At 69.6% G+C, this 21546-nt stretch carries 17 protein-coding genes and 1 pseudogene; 10 read left to right on the top strand and 8 right to left on the bottom strand.

The features are described 5' to 3' along the window. Window positions 1-20 precede the first annotated feature (20 nt). Entirely contained in the window at window positions 21-1604 is a 1584-nt protein-coding gene (locus ACZ6KY_RS04670) for an FMN-binding glutamate synthase family protein (RefSeq protein ID WP_469308978.1), read from the bottom strand. Between the two features lie 767 nt (window positions 1605-2371). Here ACZ6KY_RS04670 and ACZ6KY_RS04665 point away from each other — a divergent pair. From ACZ6KY_RS04665 to ACZ6KY_RS04630, 8 genes are all read left to right on the top strand, one after another. Then, on the top strand, window positions 2372-4834 hold the full coding sequence (locus tag ACZ6KY_RS04665) for an alpha-L-rhamnosidase-related protein (protein WP_469308843.1): 2463 nt from the start codon (window positions 2372-2374) through the stop codon (window positions 4832-4834). Window positions 4835-5100: 266 nt separating this feature from the next. Further along, entirely contained in the window at window positions 5101-5637 is a 537-nt protein-coding gene (locus ACZ6KY_RS04660; RefSeq protein ID WP_469308842.1) for a GNAT family N-acetyltransferase, read from the top strand. After that, a complete protein-coding gene (locus tag ACZ6KY_RS04655) occupies window positions 5634-6026 on the top strand; it encodes a hypothetical protein (RefSeq protein ID WP_469308841.1) in 393 nt (130 codons plus the stop codon). The genes ACZ6KY_RS04660 and ACZ6KY_RS04655 overlap by 4 nt, the downstream gene beginning before the upstream one ends. Next, complete coding sequence (locus ACZ6KY_RS04650) at window positions 6023-8020, top strand: hypothetical protein (RefSeq protein ID WP_469308840.1); 1998 nt, start codon at window positions 6023-6025, stop codon at window positions 8018-8020. The genes ACZ6KY_RS04655 and ACZ6KY_RS04650 overlap by 4 nt, the downstream gene beginning before the upstream one ends. Before the next feature lie 683 nt (window positions 8021-8703). Beyond that, complete coding sequence (lanKC, locus tag ACZ6KY_RS04645; RefSeq protein WP_469308839.1) at window positions 8704-11526, top strand: class III lanthionine synthetase LanKC; 2823 nt, start codon at window positions 8704-8706, stop codon at window positions 11524-11526. A 246-nt stretch (window positions 11527-11772) separates the two neighbouring features. Then, a complete protein-coding gene (locus ACZ6KY_RS04640) occupies window positions 11773-11910 on the top strand; it encodes a SapB/AmfS family lanthipeptide (RefSeq protein ID WP_107065889.1) in 138 nt (45 codons plus the stop codon). 316 nt (window positions 11911-12226) lie between these two features. After that, complete coding sequence (locus tag ACZ6KY_RS04635) at window positions 12227-13987, top strand: ABC transporter ATP-binding protein (RefSeq protein WP_469308838.1); 1761 nt, start codon at window positions 12227-12229, stop codon at window positions 13985-13987. 162 nt (window positions 13988-14149) lie between these two features. Then, window positions 14150-14782 (top strand): glyoxalase, encoded by a 633-nt coding sequence (locus tag ACZ6KY_RS04630; protein WP_469308837.1) that lies wholly within the window; start codon window positions 14150-14152, stop codon window positions 14780-14782. Window positions 14783-14974: 192 nt separating this feature from the next. On the opposite strand, the gene ACZ6KY_RS04625 is transcribed toward ACZ6KY_RS04630, so the two are convergent. Together ACZ6KY_RS04625 and ACZ6KY_RS04620 are read right to left on the bottom strand one after the other, a co-directional pair. Further along, window positions 14975-15265 carry a hypothetical protein gene (locus ACZ6KY_RS04625; RefSeq protein ID WP_469308983.1) on the bottom strand — a complete coding sequence of 97 codons (291 nt, stop codon included), beginning with the start codon at window positions 15263-15265 and terminating at the stop codon, window positions 14975-14977. Window positions 15266-15267: 2 nt separating this feature from the next. Continuing rightward, window positions 15268-15549: pseudogene (locus ACZ6KY_RS04620) on the bottom strand (MerR family transcriptional regulator); the annotation flags it as partial. 296 nt (window positions 15550-15845) lie between these two features. On the opposite strand from ACZ6KY_RS04620, the gene ACZ6KY_RS04615 reads away from it, so the two are divergent. Beyond that, a complete protein-coding gene (locus ACZ6KY_RS04615; protein WP_469308836.1) occupies window positions 15846-16475 on the top strand; it encodes a class I SAM-dependent methyltransferase in 630 nt (209 codons plus the stop codon). Between the two features lie 14 nt (window positions 16476-16489). Here ACZ6KY_RS04615 and ACZ6KY_RS04610 read toward each other — a convergent pair whose 3' ends face one another. Both ACZ6KY_RS04610 and ACZ6KY_RS04605 read right to left on the bottom strand, forming a co-directional pair. Further along, the gene (locus tag ACZ6KY_RS04610; RefSeq protein ID WP_469308835.1) at window positions 16490-16921 is read right to left on the bottom strand and encodes a DUF4259 domain-containing protein; all 432 of its coding nucleotides are present in this window, start codon (window positions 16919-16921) and stop codon (window positions 16490-16492) included. Window positions 16922-16973: 52 nt separating this feature from the next. Further along, window positions 16974-17669: a TetR/AcrR family transcriptional regulator gene (locus tag ACZ6KY_RS04605; RefSeq protein ID WP_469308834.1), complete on the bottom strand. Its 696-nt coding sequence runs from the start codon at window positions 17667-17669 to the stop codon at window positions 16974-16976. A 114-nt stretch (window positions 17670-17783) separates the two neighbouring features. Between ACZ6KY_RS04605 and ACZ6KY_RS04600 the strand changes: the two genes are divergently transcribed. Continuing rightward, window positions 17784-19160: a serine hydrolase domain-containing protein gene (locus tag ACZ6KY_RS04600; protein WP_469308833.1), complete on the top strand. Its 1377-nt coding sequence runs from the start codon at window positions 17784-17786 to the stop codon at window positions 19158-19160. 508 nt (window positions 19161-19668) lie between these two features. On the opposite strand, the gene ACZ6KY_RS04595 is transcribed toward ACZ6KY_RS04600, so the two are convergent. The 3 genes from ACZ6KY_RS04595 to ACZ6KY_RS04585 all read right to left on the bottom strand — a co-directional run bounded on the left by ACZ6KY_RS04595 (window position 19669) and on the right by ACZ6KY_RS04585 (window position 21499). Beyond that, complete coding sequence (locus ACZ6KY_RS04595; RefSeq protein ID WP_469308832.1) at window positions 19669-20043, bottom strand: hypothetical protein; 375 nt, start codon at window positions 20041-20043, stop codon at window positions 19669-19671. Window positions 20044-20108: 65 nt separating this feature from the next. Further along, entirely contained in the window at window positions 20109-20543 is a 435-nt protein-coding gene (locus ACZ6KY_RS04590; protein WP_469308831.1) for a MarR family winged helix-turn-helix transcriptional regulator, read from the bottom strand. Between the two features lie 284 nt (window positions 20544-20827). Next, window positions 20828-21499 (bottom strand): formylglycine-generating enzyme family protein, encoded by a 672-nt coding sequence (locus ACZ6KY_RS04585; RefSeq protein ID WP_469308830.1) that lies wholly within the window; start codon window positions 21497-21499, stop codon window positions 20828-20830. Window positions 21500-21546 lie beyond the last annotated feature (47 nt).

Here is a 21546-nt window from a genome sequence, read left to right as displayed (position 1 = left end):
CTTTGGTGCGGGGGCCCGGTTCAGTGGGTGAAGTGGTCCGGGTCGGCTGCCTGCCAGTCGGATGCCCAGGTGTCCGGGACCGATGCGAGCAGTTGTCCGGGCGTGAGCCATTCATGGAGTTCGGCGTAGGAACGGACGGTGTGCGCGTCCACCCGTTGAAGCAGCATGTGGGGGTGCAGGCCACGCGGATCGTCGACGCCCATCGCCGCCATGATCTGGAGGGCGCTCTTCACCGTCGCCTGCTGATAGCGGTGAACGCGCCGGGACTTGTCCCCGACGTCGATGGCGCGGCCGCGGCGTTCGTCCTGGGTGGCGACCCCGACCGGGCAGGTGTTGGTGTGGCAGCGCTGGGCCTGGATGCATCCGATCGCGAACATCATGGCGCGGGCGGCGTTGGTGTAGTCGGCGCCCTGGAGCAGACGCTTCACGAGGTCACTGCCGGTGGCGACCTTGCCGCTGGCACCGATGCGGATCTGATCGCGCAGCCCGACGCCGACGAGGGCGTTGTGCACGGTCATGAGTCCTTCGCCGAGCGGCAGTCCGACGTTGTCGGCGAATTCGAGCGGCGCCGCGCCCGTTCCGCCCTCGGCGCCGTCGACGATGATGAAGTCCGGCGCGATGCCTTCGGCCAGCATGGCCTTGCACACGGCGAGGAATTCACGGCGCGAGCCGACGCACAGCTTGAACCCGACGGGTTTGCCGCCGGTCAGTTCGCGCATCCGGCCCAGGAAGCGCACCAGTTCGCGGGGCGTGGTGTACACACGGTGGAAGGGCGGCGAGACGACCGTCTCCCCTTGCGGAACACCGCGGACCTGGGCGATCTCCGCGTTCACCTTGGCACCCGGCAGCACCCCGCCGATGCCCGGCTTGGCTCCTTGGCTGATCTTCAACGACACGCATTTGACCTGCTCATGTGCCGCTTTCTCAGCGAACTGCCGCTCGTCGAAGCCCCCGTCGTCCGTCCGGCAGCCGAAATAGCCGGTACCGATCTCCCAGACGAGATCGGCGCCCGGCCGCAGGTGGTACTCGGACAGTCCGCCCTCGCCGGTGTCGTGGGCGAAGCCGCCGAGCTGGGCTCCCGTGTTGAGAGCCAGCACCGCGTTGGCCGACAGGGAGCCGAAGCTCATCGCCGAGACGTTGAGCAGGGCCATGTCGTAGGGCTGCTTGCAGTCGGGGCCGCCGATCCGGACCCGGGGTGGGTCGTTGGGAACCGCTCTCGGAGCCATGGACGGCGTGAGGTATTCACTGCCCGCCCGGTAGAGGTCGAGTTCCGTGCCGAACGGCTCCTCGGCGGCGGTTCCCTTGGCCCGCTCATAGACGATGCTGCGGGTGTCGCGGTCGAAGGGACGGCCGTCGAAGTTGCGCTCGATGAAGTACTGCTGGAGTTCCGGCCGAAGGGCCTCCAGCGCGAAGCGAAGATGTCCCAGCAGCGGATAGTTCCGCAGCACCGAATGTCTGCGCTGAACGAGGTCGTGTACGGCCACCCCCGCCGCCGGCAGCAGGGGGACGGCCGCACACCAGTACCAGGGGGAGACGAGGACGGCGGCGACCAGACCACCCACGGCCAGCAGGACGAGCAGGACGACCAGACATTTCTTCAGCACCACACTCGTGTGTCCCCAAGCCCGGCCACTAATCACGAACGCGGGGCCGGCTGATCCCGGTCACCGGTCATGAGCAAGGGGTTACCCCCGGCCCCGCTCCCTGCCCCTCACCTGGTGCCGGGTTCCTTTCGGCCGGACACACCTCCTGGTGGCGGGGCAGTGACGGTCTTCGCGGGCGGATGTCGGGTGACGGGCGCCGTTCTACGAGCTCGGCGGGGTCGGGACGAAGACGAATGCAGGGTCATGCACCGGTTGCCCCGATGTGGGGGCATCGCGGAATGCGCCACGGGCATCCGACGGACGCCGAACGGAAGCGGAACTTTCCGCTGACCGCCCGACCTGTGCAACTGGGGTTGCGTTGAGGGTTGACGCGTGCACAGTTCGCGCATAGCTTCCTCTCGCACGCGCGAATTGAATCGTTTCAATCCCTCTCATCCGTCGATTCGGACCACCTGTGGCTTCCCCAATAAAGCGCCGTTGTATCGCGTCAAGCGATCAACGGACCCGGCCGCTACCTCGGAGCGCACATGATCTTTCACCGTCGAACTCGCCACTCGGGCAGACGCAGTTCGGTCGGCGCGGGCATCGCGCTGGGCCTGACCCTTGTCTTTGCGATGCTCGCCCAGCCGACGGCGCCGTCCGGCGCTGTCGCGGCTTCGGCTCTCGTCTCTGCACAGCGGGCAGTCACTTCCACGTCGCCCCGGGTCCCAAGTGACTGGCGGACGTACGTGCAGACTCCGAAGCGCTCCGACGTCTGTCCTGTCTCGGTGGTCAGCACATCGGGCACGGTCACCGGTGCCCGAAACCTGCTGTGCGGTGGATCGGGCGGAGCAACCCTGACCTACGCCGACGGTGGAGAGCCTCCCGTCATCGTTCTTGACTACGGCCAAGAGGTGGGCGGCCTGCCCTACTTCACCGTCTCCGCGAAGAACGGCTCCCCGACTCTCAAAGCCGCGTACAGCGAGGGACTCCCGTACATGAGCCCGTCCGGTGACGGGTCTCCGCCCTGGGCCGACGGCGACAGCTCCCGGTCCGACGCCTACCCGATCTCCGGCCCTGGCACGATCACCAACCCCTACGCGCAGGGAGGTGAGCGGTACGAACAGATCACCTTGTCCGCGCCGGGCAGCCTCACGCTGAGCAAGGCCGGAATCAACTACATCGCCGACCGCACCCAGGCAGACGGATACGGCGGCAACTTCCTTTCGAGTTCCGACGAATTGAACAAGATCTGGTACGCCGGTGCCTACACCTTGCAGACCGATCTGGTTCCGGCCAATTCCCTTCCCGGCAGCTGGTCCATCAAGGGCGACTCGCTGGAGGCCGGCGGTTCGAAGATCAATGACGGCGCCGGAATCCTGAACAGCGGAACCTCGTGGAGCGACTACACCGCCACTTTCCGCACGAAGATTCTTCACAACCAAGCCGGGTGGATGGTTCGCGCGCAGAACTCGCAGAACGGCTACCTGTTCATCCTTGACGACAGCACCGACACCGGCGGCGCCCCCAATACTCTGCAGAAGTTCAGCATCCATGACGGGGCCTACACCAGCCTCGGAGCCGTATCCCTGCCTTCCTCCCTGGACGAGGGCACGTGGCACACCGTAGCCACGGCCTCGTCCGGATCCGGCATCAGGATCTCGCTGGACGGCAAGGAGATCGACCACGTCGACACGGCGTCTCTGCCCTCCGGCGCCGTCGCCTTCCCGACGGGAACCGTGGGATTCCGTGAGTTCGGCGACGAGAAGGCGGCCGTCGCGGACCTCAGTGTCGTCGACAGCACAGGCGCAACGCTCTACAGCAACCCTCTGACCACGCCCGCCCGGCTCGCCGACTTCACTCCGCCCGGGTCCAACGCGTTGGCGTCGGTCCTCGACGGAGCCAGGCGCGACCGTGCGATCTGGAGCGGTGACATCCTGGTCGAGGGCCTGACCGACTACTACTCCGTCAACAACCCGGAGTACATCAGGCAGTCCCTGAACCTGCTGGGCAGTCGGCAGCTTTCCAGCGGGTTCGTTCCAGGCGCCCTTCACCCGGCGACCGTGCCGCACATCGGACCGCTCGTCCCGGGCGACACGACCACGTACTCGGCCACGTACTCCATGTACTTCGTCGCCGGCCTGGCGAGTTACTACCTCCATACCGGCGACAAGGAATTCGTCGCCAGGGAATGGCCCGTCGTCGAGCGTGAACTCGCCTGGAACGCGACTCGGCTCGATGCGAACGGCTTGTTCGCGGCCAGGGCCGGAGTCGACGGGGCGGACTGGGATTTCTACGACAGCGACAAGGGCGGCGAGGTCTCCGCCTACAACATGCTCTACTACAAGACACTGCTCGACGGTGCGGCACTGGCCACCGCCGCGGGAGAGACCGCACGAGCCGCCGCCTACACCGCGGATGCCGAGACGTTGAAGACCCGGATCAATGAGCGTCTCTACGACTCGAAGAGCGGCCTCTACAAGATCGGTGACACCCGGTCAGGAGTCGCGCAGGACGCCAACGCCCTGGCCGTCCTGTACGGGGTCGCACCCGCGTCGAAGCACGCGGAGATCCTGGCCAACCTCAAGTCGGCCCTGTGGAGCACCCCGTACGGTCCGCTCCCCTTCTCTCAGGACGCCGGAAACAGAGACGTGGTCAGCCCCTTCGTCAGCGGGTTCGAACTCCAGGCGCGCCTGGAGGCCGGCGACACCGCGAACGCACAAGAGCTGCTGCACAACGTCTGGGGGCACATGATCGCTCCGGGCCCGGACCGAACCGGGACCATGTGGGAGAACATCTCCGGCATCGACGGCACCCCTGGTCTGGGGTCGGGGACGAGTCTGTCCCACGGTTGGTCCACTGCCCCGACATCCGCACTGTCGAGCTACCTGCTGGGAGTTCGCCCAGCCACAGCGGGATACGCCGACTGGACGGTCCAACCCCATCCCGGAGACCTCACCTGGGCGCGAGGGCGTGTCCCCACCCCGCACGGCGCCATCGACGTCCGCTGGACCGCTGGGACCGGCGCTCATGGGTTCAGCATGACCGTCACTGCTCCGAAGGGCACCAGTGGCACCGTCGCGGTCCCGGTCTCCGGCCGCGACCACACCGTCGCCGTCAATGGGAAGGTGGTGTGGCGCAACGGCTCTTTCACCGCTGCGGCGGGAGCCACCGCCGGCTACTCCGCATCAGGCTACGTCTACCTGAAGGTGCAGCAGCACCGCAGCTACAGGGTCACCGCACGCCGGTAGACGCTTCGGGCCTGGCGACACGGCCCCTTTCGCCGACGGATTCCTTGTACCGGGCATGATCTCGGTACAGATCACCCAACCGGTTCACGGCACCAACCGGTTCACGGCACGGTCGTGCCGGCCACTTGAGCTGTGGCCGGCACGACCGTGCCGTCGTTCAGACGTTGAACGATGGCGGCGTACGTCGTGTCGCATGACCGCCACCGGCGTGCAGCCGCCGGGGAAACACGGTTGATCGGCTGCTTCCCCTCGTATAGCAATGCTCCGTGATTCATGGCGAGAAGATCGGGCTGCGCGCCCGGCACGAGAGCGACGTCCCGGTTCTCCAGTCCGAGCTGTACGACGATGTGGCCACACGGTCACGCGCCGACTCCCGCCCGTGGCGGCCCATCCCGCCAGGCTCGGGGCAGTCGCCCTACGCAGTGGCCGATCCGTCGGACGAGGCAGCCTGCTTCTCCGTGGTGGAGCTGGAGTCGCGGGAGCTGGTCGGCGAGGCGCTGCTGTGGGGCATCGACACGCACAGCAGGACGGCTCACATCGGGATCTCCCTGCGACCCTCGTTCCGCGGCCGCGGGCTCGCCGTCGATGTCCTGCGGGCCCTGTGCGAATACGGATTCGCCGTACGTGGACTGCAGCGCCTGCAGATCGAGACCCTCACGGACAACACCCCGATGATCGCAGCGGCAACCAGGGCGGGCTTCACGCGAGAGGGCACGCTGCGGCACTCCGCCTGGGTGTACGGCGCATACGCGGACGAGGCCGTCCTCGGCCTCCTCGCGAGCGATCGGACACCCCGGGCATGAACAGCAGGAAACCGGGTCCGCGGGAGAGCGGATACGAACCAGGATCGGGCTTCGGACCGGCAGGCGCGTCGGCCGCCGCCTTCGCGCGCCTGGGCGGTGAGGAGGACGGGCAGATCCGGAGCGAGTCGTGGAACGACCTGTGCCACCAGGACCACGGCACCTTCGCCTCGGACGGCGACCGCGTGACCGCCGACCCGGTCAAGGCGGCGCTGCTGCCTGTCGATCGGGCAGCCCTCGCCCCCTTGCCCGCGCGTCCGCACCGCGCCACGGCACAGGCGGGACGCGAAGGAGTCGCACGCGGGCTCACCTGTCTCTTCGGCCGCGCCACATGCCCGGCCTGCGACGACGTCTTCGCGGTCTCGGAACAGGTCGAGGCGAGCTGCCGGTGAGCGAGTCTCCCGTACGGCTCGAAGCGGTGGACTGGCCGGCGCTCAGGCATGCCTACGGAACGGCCGAGGACGTGCCCGCCATGCTGCGGGATCTCCACCGGCCCGAGAGGGCCGCCGCCGCTGCCGACGATCTGCTCACCCACGTCCACCATCAGGGCGGCGGGGTCTACTCCAGCGCTCCGGCCGCTCTCCCCCACATCATGGCGGCCGCCATGGACCCGGTCATCGGGGCGGACGTCCGCCAGGAGCTCCTCTACCTCGTCGGGTCTCTGGCCCATGCGGGAAACACCGCGAAACCCCGCTTCGTCGCCTCCGACTGGCCCGCCGCGTGGGACCGGGCGGTCACGGACCTGCTGCCGCTGCTCGACGACCCGGTGACCGCGAACCGCGTCGCCGTCGCGGACGCCCTCGCCGAGGCGCACCACCGGGCCGACGAGGTGATCACCGCGCTGCGGGCGCGGTGGGAGGCGGAGCCCGAACCACAGGCACGGCTCCAGCTCATCGACTCGGCCGGCTCACTGACCGCCCACGCCGGTGAGCGGCGGAGCACCACCCTTGGCTGGCTGCGGCACCTCATGGACGGCGCCGAGCCCTCCGTACGCCTCGTCGCCGTGCAGGCCCTGCGCCGCGCGCTGCCGGGGCAGGACGACAGCGCGTACACGCGGACCGTGTCCGACGTACTGTCCGGCAGCGAACCGCACACGTGGCGACAGCCGGAGGGCGGCACGACCGCGCCGACGATCGTCTGGGCCGTCGGCCTGCTGGGAGAGGACCGGGCGGCCCTGACCGACGCGACGCGCGGACTGCTCGGGCAGTCGGACCCCGCCGTGCGCGCGGGCGCGCTGCGGGTGGCCGCCCAGGCGCTCAGCCGCCGTCGCTCCGCCGTCGCCGACCTGCTGCCGGCCGTGGCCCGCTCGCTGTCCGACCCCGAGCCCGGCAACCGGCTCTTCGCCGCCCGGATCCTCGGCATGTGCGGGCACGCCGCCCGCCCCTGGGCAGACGCGCTGGCGGCCATGGTCACGGACGAGAACGAGCCGTACCTGCCCGCCCGGTCCCACGCGATCTGGGCACTGTCGCGACTTGGTGACGTCCGGTGCGTCCCGCCCTTGGCACGAACCCTGACCACAACGCGGCTCGGATTCGCCTACCACTCGGTCCACGCCGACGGCTGGTGGACGTACGAGCTGAGCCTGACCGAGGTCGCCGGAGGGCTCGGTGCCCACGCCGACGTGCTGCTGCCCCCGCTGCGGGCCCGGCTCACCACCGCCTCCGGCCTCGACGAACGCCGCGCGCTCTGCCAGGTGTTGACGTCGTGGGGTGACGCGGCCGCGCCCGCCATCCCGGACCTGCTCGCCCTCCTGGACTCCGACGCCGCGGTGTGGGCACTGGACGCCCTCGCCGCGATCGGACCGGACGCGGCCGACGCGGTGCCCCGCGAACGGCTGCGCGCCCTGCTCGACGACCCGCCCGCAGACCAGCCGTTCGCAGCGCGCAGCCTGGCACTCGCCTACGGGCGGCTGACCGGCGACCGGGAACCCGCGCTGAAGCTCCTCCTCCCCGAACTCGGCGAGCCGTACGGCCAGGACAACGCCGCCACGCTGCTGGCGGAACTGGGGCCGCCGGCCGCCCCGTACACCGGGCGACTGCGCGAGCTCCTCCCCCTGCACACGGAGGGCTGGCTGCCGTTGCGCGTCGGCGAGGCGCTGTGGCGGATCACCGGACGCGCCGACGAGGTCGTCCCGGCCCTCGTCCGGGCGGTCACACCGTTCGCCGCACGGGGCGGTGCCTCCCCTGCGGTCGTCGAAACGGTGAAACTGCTCGCCGCGATCGGCCCGGACGCCGCACCCGCACAGCCCGCGCTCAAGGCGTTCCTCGACACCGACGTGCGGCCCGTCCGACACGGGACCTGGCGCTCCGTCCCGGAAGACGACGCACTGTGCGGTGCCGTACGCGCCGCCCTGCTCGCCATCTCCGGGCCCGGCGATGCCACCTGACCCCGTGCGGGCACCGCGTCCAGCAACCTCACTCACGGGGACGGCTATTGGGGCCCCTTCGTGAGATGGCGCCAGTAAATTCTGCAACCGCCGGCCGATCCTGCCCGTAGATCCTGAGCGGGAACGCATCGCCCGGCAGCCCGCCACCGAGCTCGCTGAGGGAGTCCCGGCGGCCGACGGCGCCGGCTGTTCGCTTCCCGCTCCAGTACGACAAATAGATCGTCCGGGGCGGTGCGCCACGCCCGGGTCATACTCCGCCGCGCCCGGCGCCCGGCATATGCCGTCTTCGCCGCGCCCCAGGGCCCACGTGGTCGGGCACTCCCGAGGCAGCCCCACCCCGCGGAACTCCCTGGTCACAGCGTCGGCGGGACAGCATCCGCTTCGGCCGCGCCAGCAACCGCGCGGCGCGGCCCGCCGGTCCGGTGATCCGGTGTACGCCTTGGCGCTCATGCAATTTCATGGTCCTGCCGCCGCGCCGGGGCGAATATCTTAGGAAAAGCCTTCTTTCGCTCCGTTGTGGACGAAGTATCGCTTTCCCAATACTTCGAGTTGTCGCAGCCCTGCCAGGGAATCCGGCCACCACCGAAGAAGCGCAACCCGCTCCCGCTTCCCGGGCCGGGACAGCTCCCCGCTCCCCTTTGCTGTCCCCGCCTGCACACGTCCCTGCCCTGAGGAGAAGTCCGATGGACAACCGGTACGAGGCCTACGCCTACGCAGACCCGATCTTCTACGACTCGCCGCGACGGTGGGGCGCACAAGAGGAGTTCGCGGCCGTCAGCCGGCCGCTCCCCGCCGGATGGGAGCGCGGCGACCTGGAGATCTGGGCGGTGGTACGTCCCCAGGACGTGCAACTGCCCCCGCAGGGCTGGAAGATCCATGTGTCCTCGTGTACCGAGGACGCCGAGGAGGTGCTGGAGCAGGTCTACGACTACTGTCTGCGCGAACACCTCACGTTCAAGTTCCTGCGCGGACTGCCGATCCTGCAGATGCAGAATTCCAAGTACTCGCCGCGCGGTTCGAGCGGGAAGTTCTGCACGCTCTACCCCGTAGGCGACGCCGAGTTGCGGCGGTGCCTGGACGGTCTCGGCCGGCTGCTGGCAGGCCGCCGCGGACCGTACATCCTCAGCGACCTGCGCTGGGGGGACGGCCCGCTGTATCTGCGCTACGGGGGGTTCGCCGAGCGCCACTGCCGCGACGACGCGGGCGAGCGGGTGCTGGCCCTCGAAGACGCGGACGGCCGGCTGGTCCCCGATGTCCGCGGCCCCGGCTTCTCGGTCCCCGACTGGGCGCCCGTGCCCGCCTTCGTCGAATCGGCCATCACCGAGCGCACCGCGCCGCAGGAGCCCGCGCTGCCCTACACCGTGGAACGGGTCCTGCACTTCTCCAACGCGGGCGGCGTCTATCTGGCACGCAAGGACGCCGACAGTCCGCAGGTGGTGCTGAAGGAGGCCCGCCCCCACGCGGGTCTTGACCAGCGCGGGGTCGACGCCGTCACGAGGCTTCAGCAGGAACACGACATGATGGCCCGGCTGGCCGGACTGCCCGGCGTTCCCGCCCTGCACGAACTGCTGACCGTGTGGGAACACCGTTTCCTGGTCCAGGAGTTCGTCGAGGGACAGTCACTGAGCGAGTGGCTGACCGCGAAGTACCCGCTGATCCATCCGGACGCCGACGACATCACGGTCGCCGAGTACACCCGCGAGGCGATCGCCCTCGTGGACCGGATCGAGCACGTCCTCGCGGCCATGCACGCCTGCGGGGTCGTCTTCGGAGACCTCCACCCCCGCAACCTGATCATCCGGCCGGACGGCGACATCTGTTTCATCGACTTCGAACTCGCCAGCCCCGTAGACGACTTCGTGCGTCCCGCGCTGGGCGCCGCGGGCTTCACCGCGCCGAAGGGATACACCGGGCCCGAGATCGACCGGTACGGGCTGGCCGCGATCCGGCTGTGGCTGTTCCTGCCGCTGGCACAGTTACCCACCCTGGACGCGGGCAAGGGCGCCGAACTCGCCGACGTCATCGAACGCCGCTTCCCCGTGCCCCCCGGATACACCGCCGAGATCCGCCGCCTGCTCGCCCCCTCGGCCTCGGACGGCCGCACCCCACGGCCCGAACTGGGCCAGCGCAGGGCCCAGACCCAGGCCCTGCTGAGCGGCCCGCACGCCGACTGGACCGCCATCCGCGACTCGCTCGCGGCCGGCATCCAGGCGATGGCCACCCCCCGCCGCGGCGACCGGCTCTTCCCCGGCGACATCGCCCAGTTCACCCAGGGCAGCCTGGGCCTGTCCCACGGAGCGGCCGGCGTCCTCTACGCCCTGCACACCACCGGTGCCGCCACCGACCCAGAACACGTCCGATGGCTCACCGACGCAGCCCTCACCCGCCCGGCCCAACCCGGCCTCTACACCGGTGGACACGGCGTGGCCTACACCCTCGACCTGCTCGGCGAACGGGACGCCGCAGTCGACCTGCTGCACCGGCTCAGCCGCGCCACCCCGGACAGCCCACTCGGCCCGGATCTCATGTCCGGCCGAGCCGGCATCGCCCTGACCCTGCTGCACTTCGCCACCGCCACCGGCGATTCCCGGCTGCTGGACACCTCCCTCACCCACGCGCAGGCGGCGGCCGACGAGCTGGAGAAGGCCGGCCCATCAGGCCGGCGACGCAAAGCCGGCCTGATGAGTGGAGCATCCGGCGCGGCCCTCGCCCTGGTCCGCCTCTACGAACACACCGGCGACCACACCCTCCTCGACCGGGCCCAGACGCTGCTCGAACTGGACCTCGAACGATGTGTGACCGCGGCGGACGGCACCGTCCAGGTCCTCGACGAGTACCGGGTACTCCCCTACATCGAAACCGGCAGCGTCGGCATCGGACTGGCCCTGAACGCCCTGCTCGCCCACCACCCGGCCAGCCCCACAGCCCGCTACCGGGCGCCGATCGGCCGCGCGGCCGAGCCCGAATTCATCATCCAGCCCGGCCTGTTCAACGGTCGCGCGGGACTCCTCGGCTACCTCGCCCTCACCCGACCCCACCCACGCCCGCACACCTCGCGCGACCCGCACACCTCGCGCGACCCGCACATCCCGGACGCCCCGCGCACCCTGTACGCCCCGGATGCCGATGGCCCGGATACGGACGGCCCGAACGCGGCCGAACGCTGCCAGACAGCGCTGGACCGCCACCGCAGGCTCCTGGCCCTCCATCAGATCTCCTACCAGGGCCACCTCGCCTTCCCCGGAGACCAGCTCCTACGACTCTCCGCGGACCTGGCGACCGGCTCCGCGGGCGTACTCCTGGCTCTGGGCACCGCCCTGGCCGGCACTCCCTTCCTCCCCTGGACCAGCGGACCCGGCCCGACGCCACCGGCCCCCACCGCACCGGACCCCACCCCGTCGGCGTCGGCCACGGCCGGACACCGCCCAACCGCCGCTGAGCACAACGCCGCCAGGCACGGCCGGACACCGCTGACCGCACCACCGGCCACGGCCGACCACCACTGAGTACGGCCGACGACCCCACTGAGCACGGCTGACTACCGCTGAGAAACACGGCTGACCACCGCTGAGAACACCACCGGCCACCGCCCGCCCTCGCCGAGCGCCGCCCGGACACGGCCGGCCACCACAGACCACGTCGCCACAGACCACGTCACCACAAGCCGCAACCCGCTCAGCCGAGTTGCGCACCCCAGACTCCCGGCCGCCGGCCGGGTGATCCACCCGTCAGTGACACAAAGGAGAACAGACATGATGATCCTCGACCTCCAGACGATGGACCTGCCCGAGACCGAGGCCACCCCCATCGACGACACCCTCGCCAGCACCAGCTCCCTGAGCGTCCTCAACTGCGGCACCAGCACCGTGAGCACGATCCTCTGCGTCTAACCAGCACCACCCCGTAGGGGCACACAGCACAGCCGGCCGGGCCGCCACCAGCAGCCCGGCCGGTCGCCCACAGGCCCCAGCGCGCCCACCGCACCGCTGCTCCACTGCTCCACTGCTCCACTGCTCCACTGCTCCACTGCTCCACTGCTCCACTGCTCCAATACATCCCACCGCCACAGCGCACTACCGCCAAGGGTCGGCCGGCACCCACGACTTCTCCCACCCGGCGCCCTCTCGGTCTCAACGTCAACAGCCCCTCCCTCCGCCAGACGCGCGCCCACACGCGACGCCCCCTCGCCCATCAGAGAGGTTCCCCGTGGCCGACGAGCCTGCTCCCCCCGCTCCCCGGACAACGGGCCCACTGCGGCTGCGCCGTGAACTGACCGCCGAACCCGGCCCACTCACCGCCGCCCTGCTTCTCGCACTCGCCGCCACGGTCGCCACCCTCGCCCTCCCCCTCTTCCTCCAGGACGTCATCACCGACTTCTCCGGCCACCACCCACTGGCGGGCCACATCACACTGATGTGCGCGGCCGCCACAGCCGGCGCCCTCACCCAGGCCTGCTCCGGCTTCCTGCTCGCACGCATCGGCGAGCGCATGGCCTACCGGCTGCGCATCAACTTGATGGAACACGCACTTCGACTGCCCCTGCCCGTCGTACGGACCCAGGGCACCGGGGAACTCGCCGCCCGGATCACCTCCGACGCCCTGCTGTTGCGCCAAGTCGTCGACGTGGCAACCCAGTTGCCCCTCGCCACCGTGACCATCGCGGCGACACTGGCCGTGATGGTGTGGATCGACTGGGTCCTCACCCTGGTCACCCTTGTCTCCCTGACCGGCCTGACGCTCATGGTGATGCTGGTCCTGCGCCGCATGCGGGCCAATGTGACCGGCCAGCAGGACGCCGTCGGACACATCTCCCAGCGCTTCACCGCGAACCTGGAGGCCCTCACCACGATCAAGGCCAACCGGGCCGAGCCACTGGCCACCCGCGCCCTGGCCGCGGACGCGGAGCGGCTGCGCTCCATCTCCCTGGAAGGTGCCCGCCTTGGCACCCTGATCCCCGCCGTGCTCACCCTCGGCAACCAGCTCGCCATGATCGCCGTGATCCTCACCGGAGGCGCCCGCCTCGCCGCCGGCGACATCAAAGCCGCCGCCTTCGCCGCGTTCCTCCTCTACCTCCTGCAGGCCATCCCATCCGTCAACACCCTGGCCACCGGCCTCGGCCGGCTCCAGTCCGGACTCGCCGCCCGCGACCGCTGCAACGACCTGCTGCTCCTCCCGCCGGAGAACGACCCGGCCGACAACGACAGGGCCGCACCCTCCCCGCTGCCCGACGCACCCGCCGTCGCCTTCGACTCCGTCTCCTACACCCACGCCGGTGCCGGCCACCCCACCCTGCAGGGCATTTCCTTCACCACCGCCCGTACCGGACTCACCGCCGTGGTGGGCCCCTCAGGAGCCGGCAAAACCACCACTCTCGCCCTCATCGACCGGTTCATCCGGCCCTCCTCCGGCACCATCACCGTCCTGGGCCACGACACCCGGCACTGGCCCCTGCACGCCCTCCGCGCCCGCATCACGTACGTCGACCAGACCTTCACCCTCCTGGAGGCCACCGCCCGCGAGAACCTCCAGCTCGGCCGCACCACCCCCGCCACCGACTCCGAACTCGCCACCGCCCTGGACGCCGTCGGACTCGCCGAGGACATCGCCCGTCTCCCCCAGGGCCTCGACACCCACCTGGGCCGCGAAACCGACCTCTCCGGCGGCCAGAGGCAACGCATGGCACTCGCACGTGCCCTGCTCTCGGACGCCGAGATCGTCCTCCTCGACGAACCCACCAGCCAACTCGACGGCCTCAACGAACAACGCTTCCGCACCATCATCGAGAACCTCGCTACAACACGCGCCGTCATCGTCGTCGCGCACCGCCTCTCCACCGTGCAGCACGCCCAGCACGTGATCATGCTCAACCAAGGCACCATCACCGACACCGGCAACCACCCCGCACTCCTCGCACGCTGCGGCCCCTACCAACAGCTCATCGCGAGCCAGGCGGTCACCGGACGCTGAGAGAACCGGGCAAGACAGGACCACCGGCCGGCCGCCCGGCTTCCGTGCCCACCGATCGGCAGGCAGGCCGTGCGGCGCCGCGGGACGGATGACTCACCGGGTGAACGGATCGATCAGGAATGAAGAAGCCAAATCCACCGGACCGCGCCTAGCGTGATCGGTATGACTTCCATCGCATCCGTCACCCTTGAGGTGGACGACCCAGCCGCGGCCGAGCACTTTTACGCCGCCGCCTTCAAACTCGGCTCCCGGGTGCGCCTGCGCGCGTCCGAGACGCCGACGACCGGCTTCCGCGGATTCACCCTGGCGCTCACGGTGTCCCAGCCCGCCGACGTCATCAGCTTCATCGACACCGCCCTCACAGCCGGCGCGACAGCACTGAAGCCCGCCTCGAAGTCCCTGTGGGGTTACGGCGGCGTCGTCCAGGCCCCGGACGGAACGATCTGGAAGATCGCGACCTCGGCGAAGAAGGACACCGGCCCGGCCACGGGGAACATCGACGAGACGGTGCTCCTGCTCGGTGTCGACGACGTGAAGGCAAGCAAGCGGTTCTACGTCGAGCAGGGCCTGACCGTCGCGAAGAGCTTCGGCGGCAAATACGCGGAGTTCACCGCAGCCGAGCCGGATCAGGTCAAACTCGCGCTCTACAAGCGCCCCGGTCTGGCCAAGGACCTCGGCGTCCCGAACGATGGCAGCGGATCACACCGGCTCGCCGTCACCAGCTCCACCGCGGCCTTCACCGACCCGGACGGCTTCGCCTGGGAAGCCGGCTCTCCGACACCCCCATCACCCTGACCTCATCCTGACCATCGCGCCCCGGGTCTCTGGAGCCGGTCCGCCGGTCCCGTACGACGCGGGGTGCCGCGCCGGACAGGTTCCGCTGCCGGTGGGGCGCCAAGCCGAGCGTCTCCCGGCCCTCACGCGCGTCGCCCGCACCCGCATCGGCCGCCGCGGACTCACCGACCGCCGTTGGACTCACCGACCGATCTACCCTGCCAGAGCTGCCATGCGGCGGGAAACGAAGTCGCGCCAGAGGGCTGCGGCACCGGGCTCCGTCCCGCCGTGGGGACCGGCGTAGCCGACCAGCTGCTTGTCCCGTGACCCCAGTGCGTCGAAGAGAGCCAACTGGCCCTCCCTGGGGAAGATCTCGTCGTACCACTGGACGTGAAACAGAGCGGGTGCTGTGATCCGCCGGGCGTCCGCCGCCATGCGTTCCGGCGCCTCCAGGCCCTTGTGCAGAGCAGGCCCTCGCCGAAGGCCGAACTTGCCGAGGACCACACAACGGCGGTCACCATGGCAGCAGCGCGGTCGCACTGTTCCAGCGGCAGGCCGCGCAGCCGGTGCAGGTGCGCGACCGCGTCGGTGGCCGGGTCGTCAACCAGATCCGCGATCTCGCGCAATCCGAAGCCCAGCCGCCGGTAGGCGAGCACCTCCCGCAGTCGCTCCACGTCACCGGCCGAGTAGGTCCGGTAGCCGGCCGCGGTCCGCGCGGAGGGCTGTACGAGGCCGATCTCGTCGTAGTGATGCAGCGTGCGAACGCTCACGCCGGCCAGCTCGGCCACGCGCCCCACGGTCAGGTGTTCCTCCACGCCACCGACAACGCGGCATGACGCGACGTGAGGGTCAAGCACTTGGCTCCTGGTGCCGCGCTTGGCCCACCGCGGCGCAACGGCCCGCGAGTCCTTGAGCCGATTGCGACCCGAGTGATGGCCCGTTCGACGGGGTTCCGCTGGCCGTCCCGCACCACCTGCACCAGGCCCACAGCCGGTGACAACTCCCCATCGGAGGAGGGACTTTCGGGGTTCCATGTCGGCCGGCGCACACCTATGGGGTCTGGCCACGCCCTTACGATGGTCCGATGCGCCAGGCCGACCGGAAGCCGTATTGGAACACCAACGTCGCCCGGCACCCGGGCATCCTGGGCGCCGTACCCGAGAGTTGCGGCGACGCGTTGGACGTCGGCTGCGGGGACGGGCTGCTGGCGCGCAAGCTCACCGAGCGGGCGCAGCGCGTCACAGGGATCGACAAGTCGCCAGAAATGATCGCCCGCGCACGCAGGTTCGCTGTCGACTACCCGGATCTCGACTTGTTCGAGGGCGACTTCCTCACCGCCGACCTCCCGGCCGCGGGCTACGACTTCATCTGCTCGGTGACCACGATCCATCACATGGACTTCGAGGCGGCCCTCATCCGCATGCGTGAGCTACTGCGGCCCGGCGGCACGCTGGTGGTCGTCGGCCTGGCCCGCGATGCGAACGCGATGGAGTGGGCAGCGACGATCGCAGCTGCCCCGGTCGTGCGGATCACGAAGGTGCTGCGTCGCGCGCGGGGGCCGGAGGGCATGCCGGTCGCCGTCCCGCGGATGAGCTACGGGCAGGTGCGGGCTGCCGCCAGCGGACTGCTGCCCGGTATGCACTACCGCCGACATGTGCTCCGCCGGTACTCGCTGACCTGGGAAAAACCCGCCCGGAAGCCTCAAGTCCGCTGACTGGCGACGATCCGTCATGGCTCCATGTCGAACAACTGGATGGAAGGCGGCTCCGGGGCAAGTACCGAGCGAAGACGGTCGAGCGCCGCACGCCATCGCCTCCAGTCGCCTGGGTCGACCCAGTTCGCGGCCGGCCCGGACTCGTCGCTGACGACGCGGGCGAGGGCTTCGTCTGCGAGTGTCCGAAGAGCGACGGGGAAGACCGGCATGGGGGTTTCAGGGCCGCAGGGTGAGTCGACGGGTTCGCCGCCTGGGCATTGCGCCGCGATGAGTGCGGCGGCGGCCACGGCGGCTTCCCCTTTCGTGAGCCATCCGGTGGCGTTCACGGTATGGATGAGGACATCGCGGATCATCGCCTCGCATTCCTCGGGTTCGGAGTCGTCAAGGGCGTTGGCGAAGTCCGCGGCGGTGTCGTTGTCGAAGGGACCGGTGTCCCACACGCTCAACTCGGTGCGCGGAGACCGGGTGTCGGTCCTGGCCGTCCCGCGGGCGAGCGTGTCACCGGACCGGTTCCGCGCGACCGCTGGCGAGGCGGGCCTCGAAGCCGTCGAGGAGGGACTGGAGACCGAACTCGAAGGAATTGTCGGGCGCTCCGGCGTACTCCGCGGCGGCCGTGGTGTCGAGGCGTTTCCGCAGGTGCGGGAATTGCATCGCGGTCTCGGTGGCGCGTGTCATGGCGTCGGCCATCCGCTGCTCGGCGTCCGCGCCGTTCAGGCTCAGCCGGCGGTTCAGCGAGACCTGCGCGGCGGGACCGAGCGTGCTGCCGAGCACGAAGGCGAGCGCGGCGCCGGCCGCCCGGTCCGCGTCGGCGGCGGCGAAGCCCGCCTTCTCGTAGATGGCCAGGCTGTGGTCGTTGTGCCGGGCCTGGGCGGGTCCGTACAGGAGGTGGCTGCCGAACGCCTGGACGAGCCAGGGGTGTCGGGTGAGCATCGCGTGTACGCCGACGGCATGGGCGGCGGCGGCCGTGCGCCAGTCGGTGGCGTCGAGATCGGGTGCGTCAACCTCGCGCCAGACGTCGTCGCTGGCGAGCCGGACCAGGTCGTCCTTGTTCTTGATGTGCCAGTAGACGGCCGTGGCGGCCGAGCCGAGGCGTTGCGCCAGGCTCCGCATATTGAGGCCGTCCAGCCCCTCGTCGTCGAGCAGCTCGATGGCCGCACGAATGATCCGGTCTGCGGTCAGCGTGTCTCGCGGCATGGCCACCATGCTACTTGAACTTAGTTCATGACGAGTCTTGCACTTTGTTCAAGTGAGTCCTACGCTCACACTCGCACTTAGTTCAAGTGCCGAAAACGTCGAAATGGGGGAGCCATGTCACAGGACAAGCTTTCGGAGTTCGTCACGTCGCAGGCCACGGAGCTCGGTGTTCCCGGTGTCGCCGTCGGGGTGCTGCTGGACGGCCAGGAGATCTACGCATCGCACGGTGTGACCAGTCTCGCCAGCCCGCTGCCGGTCGACGAGAAGACCCTCTTCCCTCTGGCGTCGGTGTCCAAGACCTTCACGGCGACCGCGCTGATGTGCCTGGTGGCCCAGGGAAAGGTGGCCCTGGACGCCCCGGTGCGGCGCTACGTGCCCGAACTGAAGCTGGCCGACGAGCAGGCCGCGGCGCAGATCACCGTCCTGAACCTGTTGAACCACACCGCGGGCCTGGACTGGAACCTGATCGACGACGGCGAGGGCGACCGCTCCCTGGCCGGGGTCGTGGAAAAACTGCCCGGACTTCCGCTGATCGCCCCGCCCGGGGCCCGCGCCTCGTACAGCCAGGCCGGCTACAACCTGGCCGGCCGGATCGTCGAGAAGGTCACGGGCCTTCCCTTCGAGCAGGCCGTGGCCTCACTCGTCCTGGAGCCGGTGGGTCTGGAGGACACGGTGTACGGACTGGCGGAGGTGATGGTCCGTAAGTTCGCCGTGGGCTACAACCGCGACGAGGACGGCGCGCTGCGAGCCGCCCGCCCCTGGAACGCGTTCAAAGAGGGCGCGCGCGGCGACAACCCCGGCGGCGGCCTCGCGTCCTCGATGAGTGATCTGCTGCGCTGGGCACGGTTTCAACTCGGCGACGGCGACGGCGTGCTGCCCACCGCGGACCTGCACCGGATGCGGGAGCAGACGGTCGAAATGCGCGGCAGTACGCTCGGCGACGGCTTCGGCATCTGCTGGTTCCTGCACGACTTCGACGGCCTCCGCGCGATCGGCCATGGCGGATCGGGCAACGGCCAGTTCGCCGAGCTGCTCATCGTGCCCGAGCGCGATTTCGCGGTGGCCTCCCTGTCCAACCTCGGTCCGGACGGATACGCCTTCAACCAGTCCGTCGTGCGGTGGGCGCTCGAGCACTACCTCGGCTTCGCCGAAAAGACGGTGGAGCCACTGCCGTACGACGAAGCACAGGCCCAACCAGTCGTCGGCCACTATGAGATCGACGCCTTGAACCTCGACATCGCCACCGACGGCACCCGTCTCACTCTGGAGGTCGGGATCAAACCGGAGATCCGCGAGGCCTCGGACGAGGACATGCCTCCGGACTACCCGGCCGCGAGCATCGGCTTCCTGCCCGGCGACGGCGACGACTACATCATCACCGAAGGCGGCCTCAAGGGGCAGCGCGGCTACTTCTCCCGCGATGCCAACGGCACTGTCACAGGCGTCGACCTCGCCGGCCGGCTCTTCGGGCGGGTCACGCGGGCCTCCTGATCCACGGCCGACAGACCCGGACCCTGATGGCAGCCCCTGCCGGAGCCTGTCCTGCGACCTCCACCGGGCGCTCGTAGCAGGGGGCGGCATGGACATCGGCGCGTGCTGCTCCCCGTTCCCGCCCACGCTCTGCAACTGATGAAACAGTCCTCCGTCCAGCCGCGAGAACCGCTCCAAGTGAGCGAAGACGGGCCGGAGTTCCCTGCCGAGGGATCTCAGGCCCGCCGGTCCTGATGACGTCGCGCCCGCGGCGGCCGCGACCCCGGAACCGACTCGTGCGGGGCCGGCGTCGGACGAGCGGACGAGCGGACATGGGATCGTGGCGGTGCGAACACGGACGACCGCTTGGTGATCGCGGTCGTCGGGTCGGCTCACGGACCGCTTCCGCTTCCTGCTGACAGCGTGCGCCGTCGGTCGTTCGCAATGCCGCCTGCTCAGCCATCGTGTCGGCGTGCGCCGAAGCCGATGTCCAGACTACGGGGAACACGACGGGGAACGGGCCGCGGCCTCATCGCCCCTTCGCACCTTGTCGCCAAGGGAAGGGTGCGAGGTCGGGCTCGACCCAACCGGTCCTGGCCTGCGCGCCTGCCAGGGTTGCGGGCCGGTAGAAACGAGTCAGCAGCTTCTTGTCGAGCAGCTCCGGATGCCGGTTCGCGAAGGAGTCGAAGTGGGCGGCGTCCGCCTCGTCCGCGTGGTGGCCCACCAGCTCGACCCAGGCCCGGCTGACGGTGGCGTTGTACTTCTGCGGAACGCCTGCGTAGCGGGCGGTGCGCTGGATGCCGTCGCTGACCAGGTTCACGGCCTCGGCCGTTCCGTAGCGCCGGACGGCCAGCCATGTGAGGTGAATGTGCTGGCGGTGCCCAAAACGTTCGGTGTCGGCCATCACCTCTCCCATCAGTTCCGTGAAGGGTGGGGGCTTCCCGTGCGCGCCGTCGTGATTCGCCGCCATCATCTCCCCTCCCCTGTCAGCGCGTCCAGGACGGCGTAGAAACCGGCGACCGCCTCGGTGGGCAGGCCGTCCAGTGCGCGCCTCTCGAGATCGTTCAGCGTCCGCTTGATCAGCGCTGCCGCCGCGTGCCCGGATTCGGTGAGTTCGATGAGCACGGAGCGGCGGTCCCCGGCACGCGTGCCCCGGGTGATGTGCCCGCGTCGCTCCAGGCGATCGAGCACGCTCGTCAGCGTTGTGGGGCGCGCACCGACGGCTGCGCCCAGTTGGGACACGGTGCGGCCCGTGCCGTCGGCGAGATTGGCGAGTGCGTTGATCTCGGAGGCGGTCAGATCGAGGTCGACGAGTTCGGTGGCGATCAGCTGCAAGGTGGCATGGGTCGCGCGCTGCAGGGTCAGCAGCGCCGACCGTTCGGGTGACACGGATTCCGACTTCACGATTTCGTATATTACGAAATCGTACTACTGGCTGCAAGTCCTTCTCGGGATGTTCTCGACGCCGCCGAGCACCCACCCGTAGACCGATGCGTCGGAGTTCCTGGCGCTCGCATCATCACCGTGAGTGGCGCACTCCACTGCCGGAGACGAAGACGGTCAGCCCATCAAGGTTCCCGAGCAGCGGCGGACGTACGAGAGGGTGCGACCTTTGGGACCCGCCTCCGCTGTCTCGCGAGTCGGCAAGCGGCGTGTCATCGATCGTTGTCGACGACACGAACCGGTCGTCACACGAGAGAACGCGCGATGCGGAATCCGACGTCGTCGACCTGGAAGGTCGGGTGGCTGCGGCGCCGCGCGGAAGCCCGGCAACTCCAGTGCTCATCGAACCAACCACCGCCGCGGAGTACCCGGTAGGTACCGTAGACCTCGGCGTCGTAGACGTCCCAGCACCAGTCCCAGACGTTGCCCAGCATGTCGTGAATCCCCCACGCGTTGGGGCGTTTGCCGCCCACGTCGTGGATGCGCTCGTGCGAGTTACCGCGGTACCAGGCGATCTCGTCGAGATTCCCGTAGCGCGGTCCTGCCGTACCGGCGCGGCAGGCGTGCTCCCACTCGGCTTCGGTCGGCAGTCGGTACCCGTCGGCGGACGCGTCCCACTCGGTACCTTCGCCGTCTGCACGAAAGTGGTAGGCGGGCGTGAACCCGTCGCACTGGGACAGGGCGTTGCAGAACCGCGCCGCCTCGCACCAGGAGACGGACTCGACGGGCAACCGGTCCCCATGAGCGGTACTCGGCCGTTGGCCTGTGATCTGGGCGTACAACGCCTGGGTGACCGGGAACGCCGCGAGCTCGTACGCCGCAAGCTCGACCGACCAACTGCGCTGCGTCCGCCGGTCCGACAGCGTCACCTGCCCCGGCGGGATGGCGATCATCTCGTTCCCCGTCATCACGTCCATGATCAGGGGATCCTAACGAGACCTGCCAGTGCGAAGCGGCAGAGACG

This window comes from Streptomyces sp. NPDC042002, assembly GCF_055588305.1.
This window is presented reverse-complemented; position numbering and strand designations above follow the sequence as displayed.

What these genes read in the sequence shown, in the direction of transcription:
- ACZ6KY_RS04595 (WP_469308832.1), bottom strand. Translation starts at nt 20,043, where the DNA reads ATGGCCGACACCGAACGTTTTGGGCACCGCCAGCACATTCACCTCACA.
- ACZ6KY_RS04655 (WP_469308841.1), top strand. Translation starts at nt 5,634, where the DNA reads ATGAACAGCAGGAAACCGGGTCCGCGGGAGAGCGGATACGAACCAGGA.
- lanKC (WP_469308839.1), top strand. Translation starts at nt 8,704, where the DNA reads ATGGACAACCGGTACGAGGCCTACGCCTACGCAGACCCGATCTTCTAC.
- ACZ6KY_RS04630 (WP_469308837.1), top strand. Translation starts at nt 14,150, where the DNA reads ATGACTTCCATCGCATCCGTCACCCTTGAGGTGGACGACCCAGCCGCG.
- ACZ6KY_RS04600 (WP_469308833.1), top strand. Translation starts at nt 17,784, where the DNA reads ATGTCACAGGACAAGCTTTCGGAGTTCGTCACGTCGCAGGCCACGGAG.
- ACZ6KY_RS04640 (WP_107065889.1), top strand. Translation starts at nt 11,773, where the DNA reads ATGATGATCCTCGACCTCCAGACGATGGACCTGCCCGAGACCGAGGCC.
- ACZ6KY_RS04615 (WP_469308836.1), top strand. Translation starts at nt 15,846, where the DNA reads ATGCGCCAGGCCGACCGGAAGCCGTATTGGAACACCAACGTCGCCCGG.
- ACZ6KY_RS04605 (WP_469308834.1), bottom strand. Translation starts at nt 17,669, where the DNA reads ATGCCGCGAGACACGCTGACCGCAGACCGGATCATTCGTGCGGCCATC.
- ACZ6KY_RS04585 (WP_469308830.1), bottom strand. Translation starts at nt 21,499, where the DNA reads ATGGACGTGATGACGGGGAACGAGATGATCGCCATCCCGCCGGGGCAG.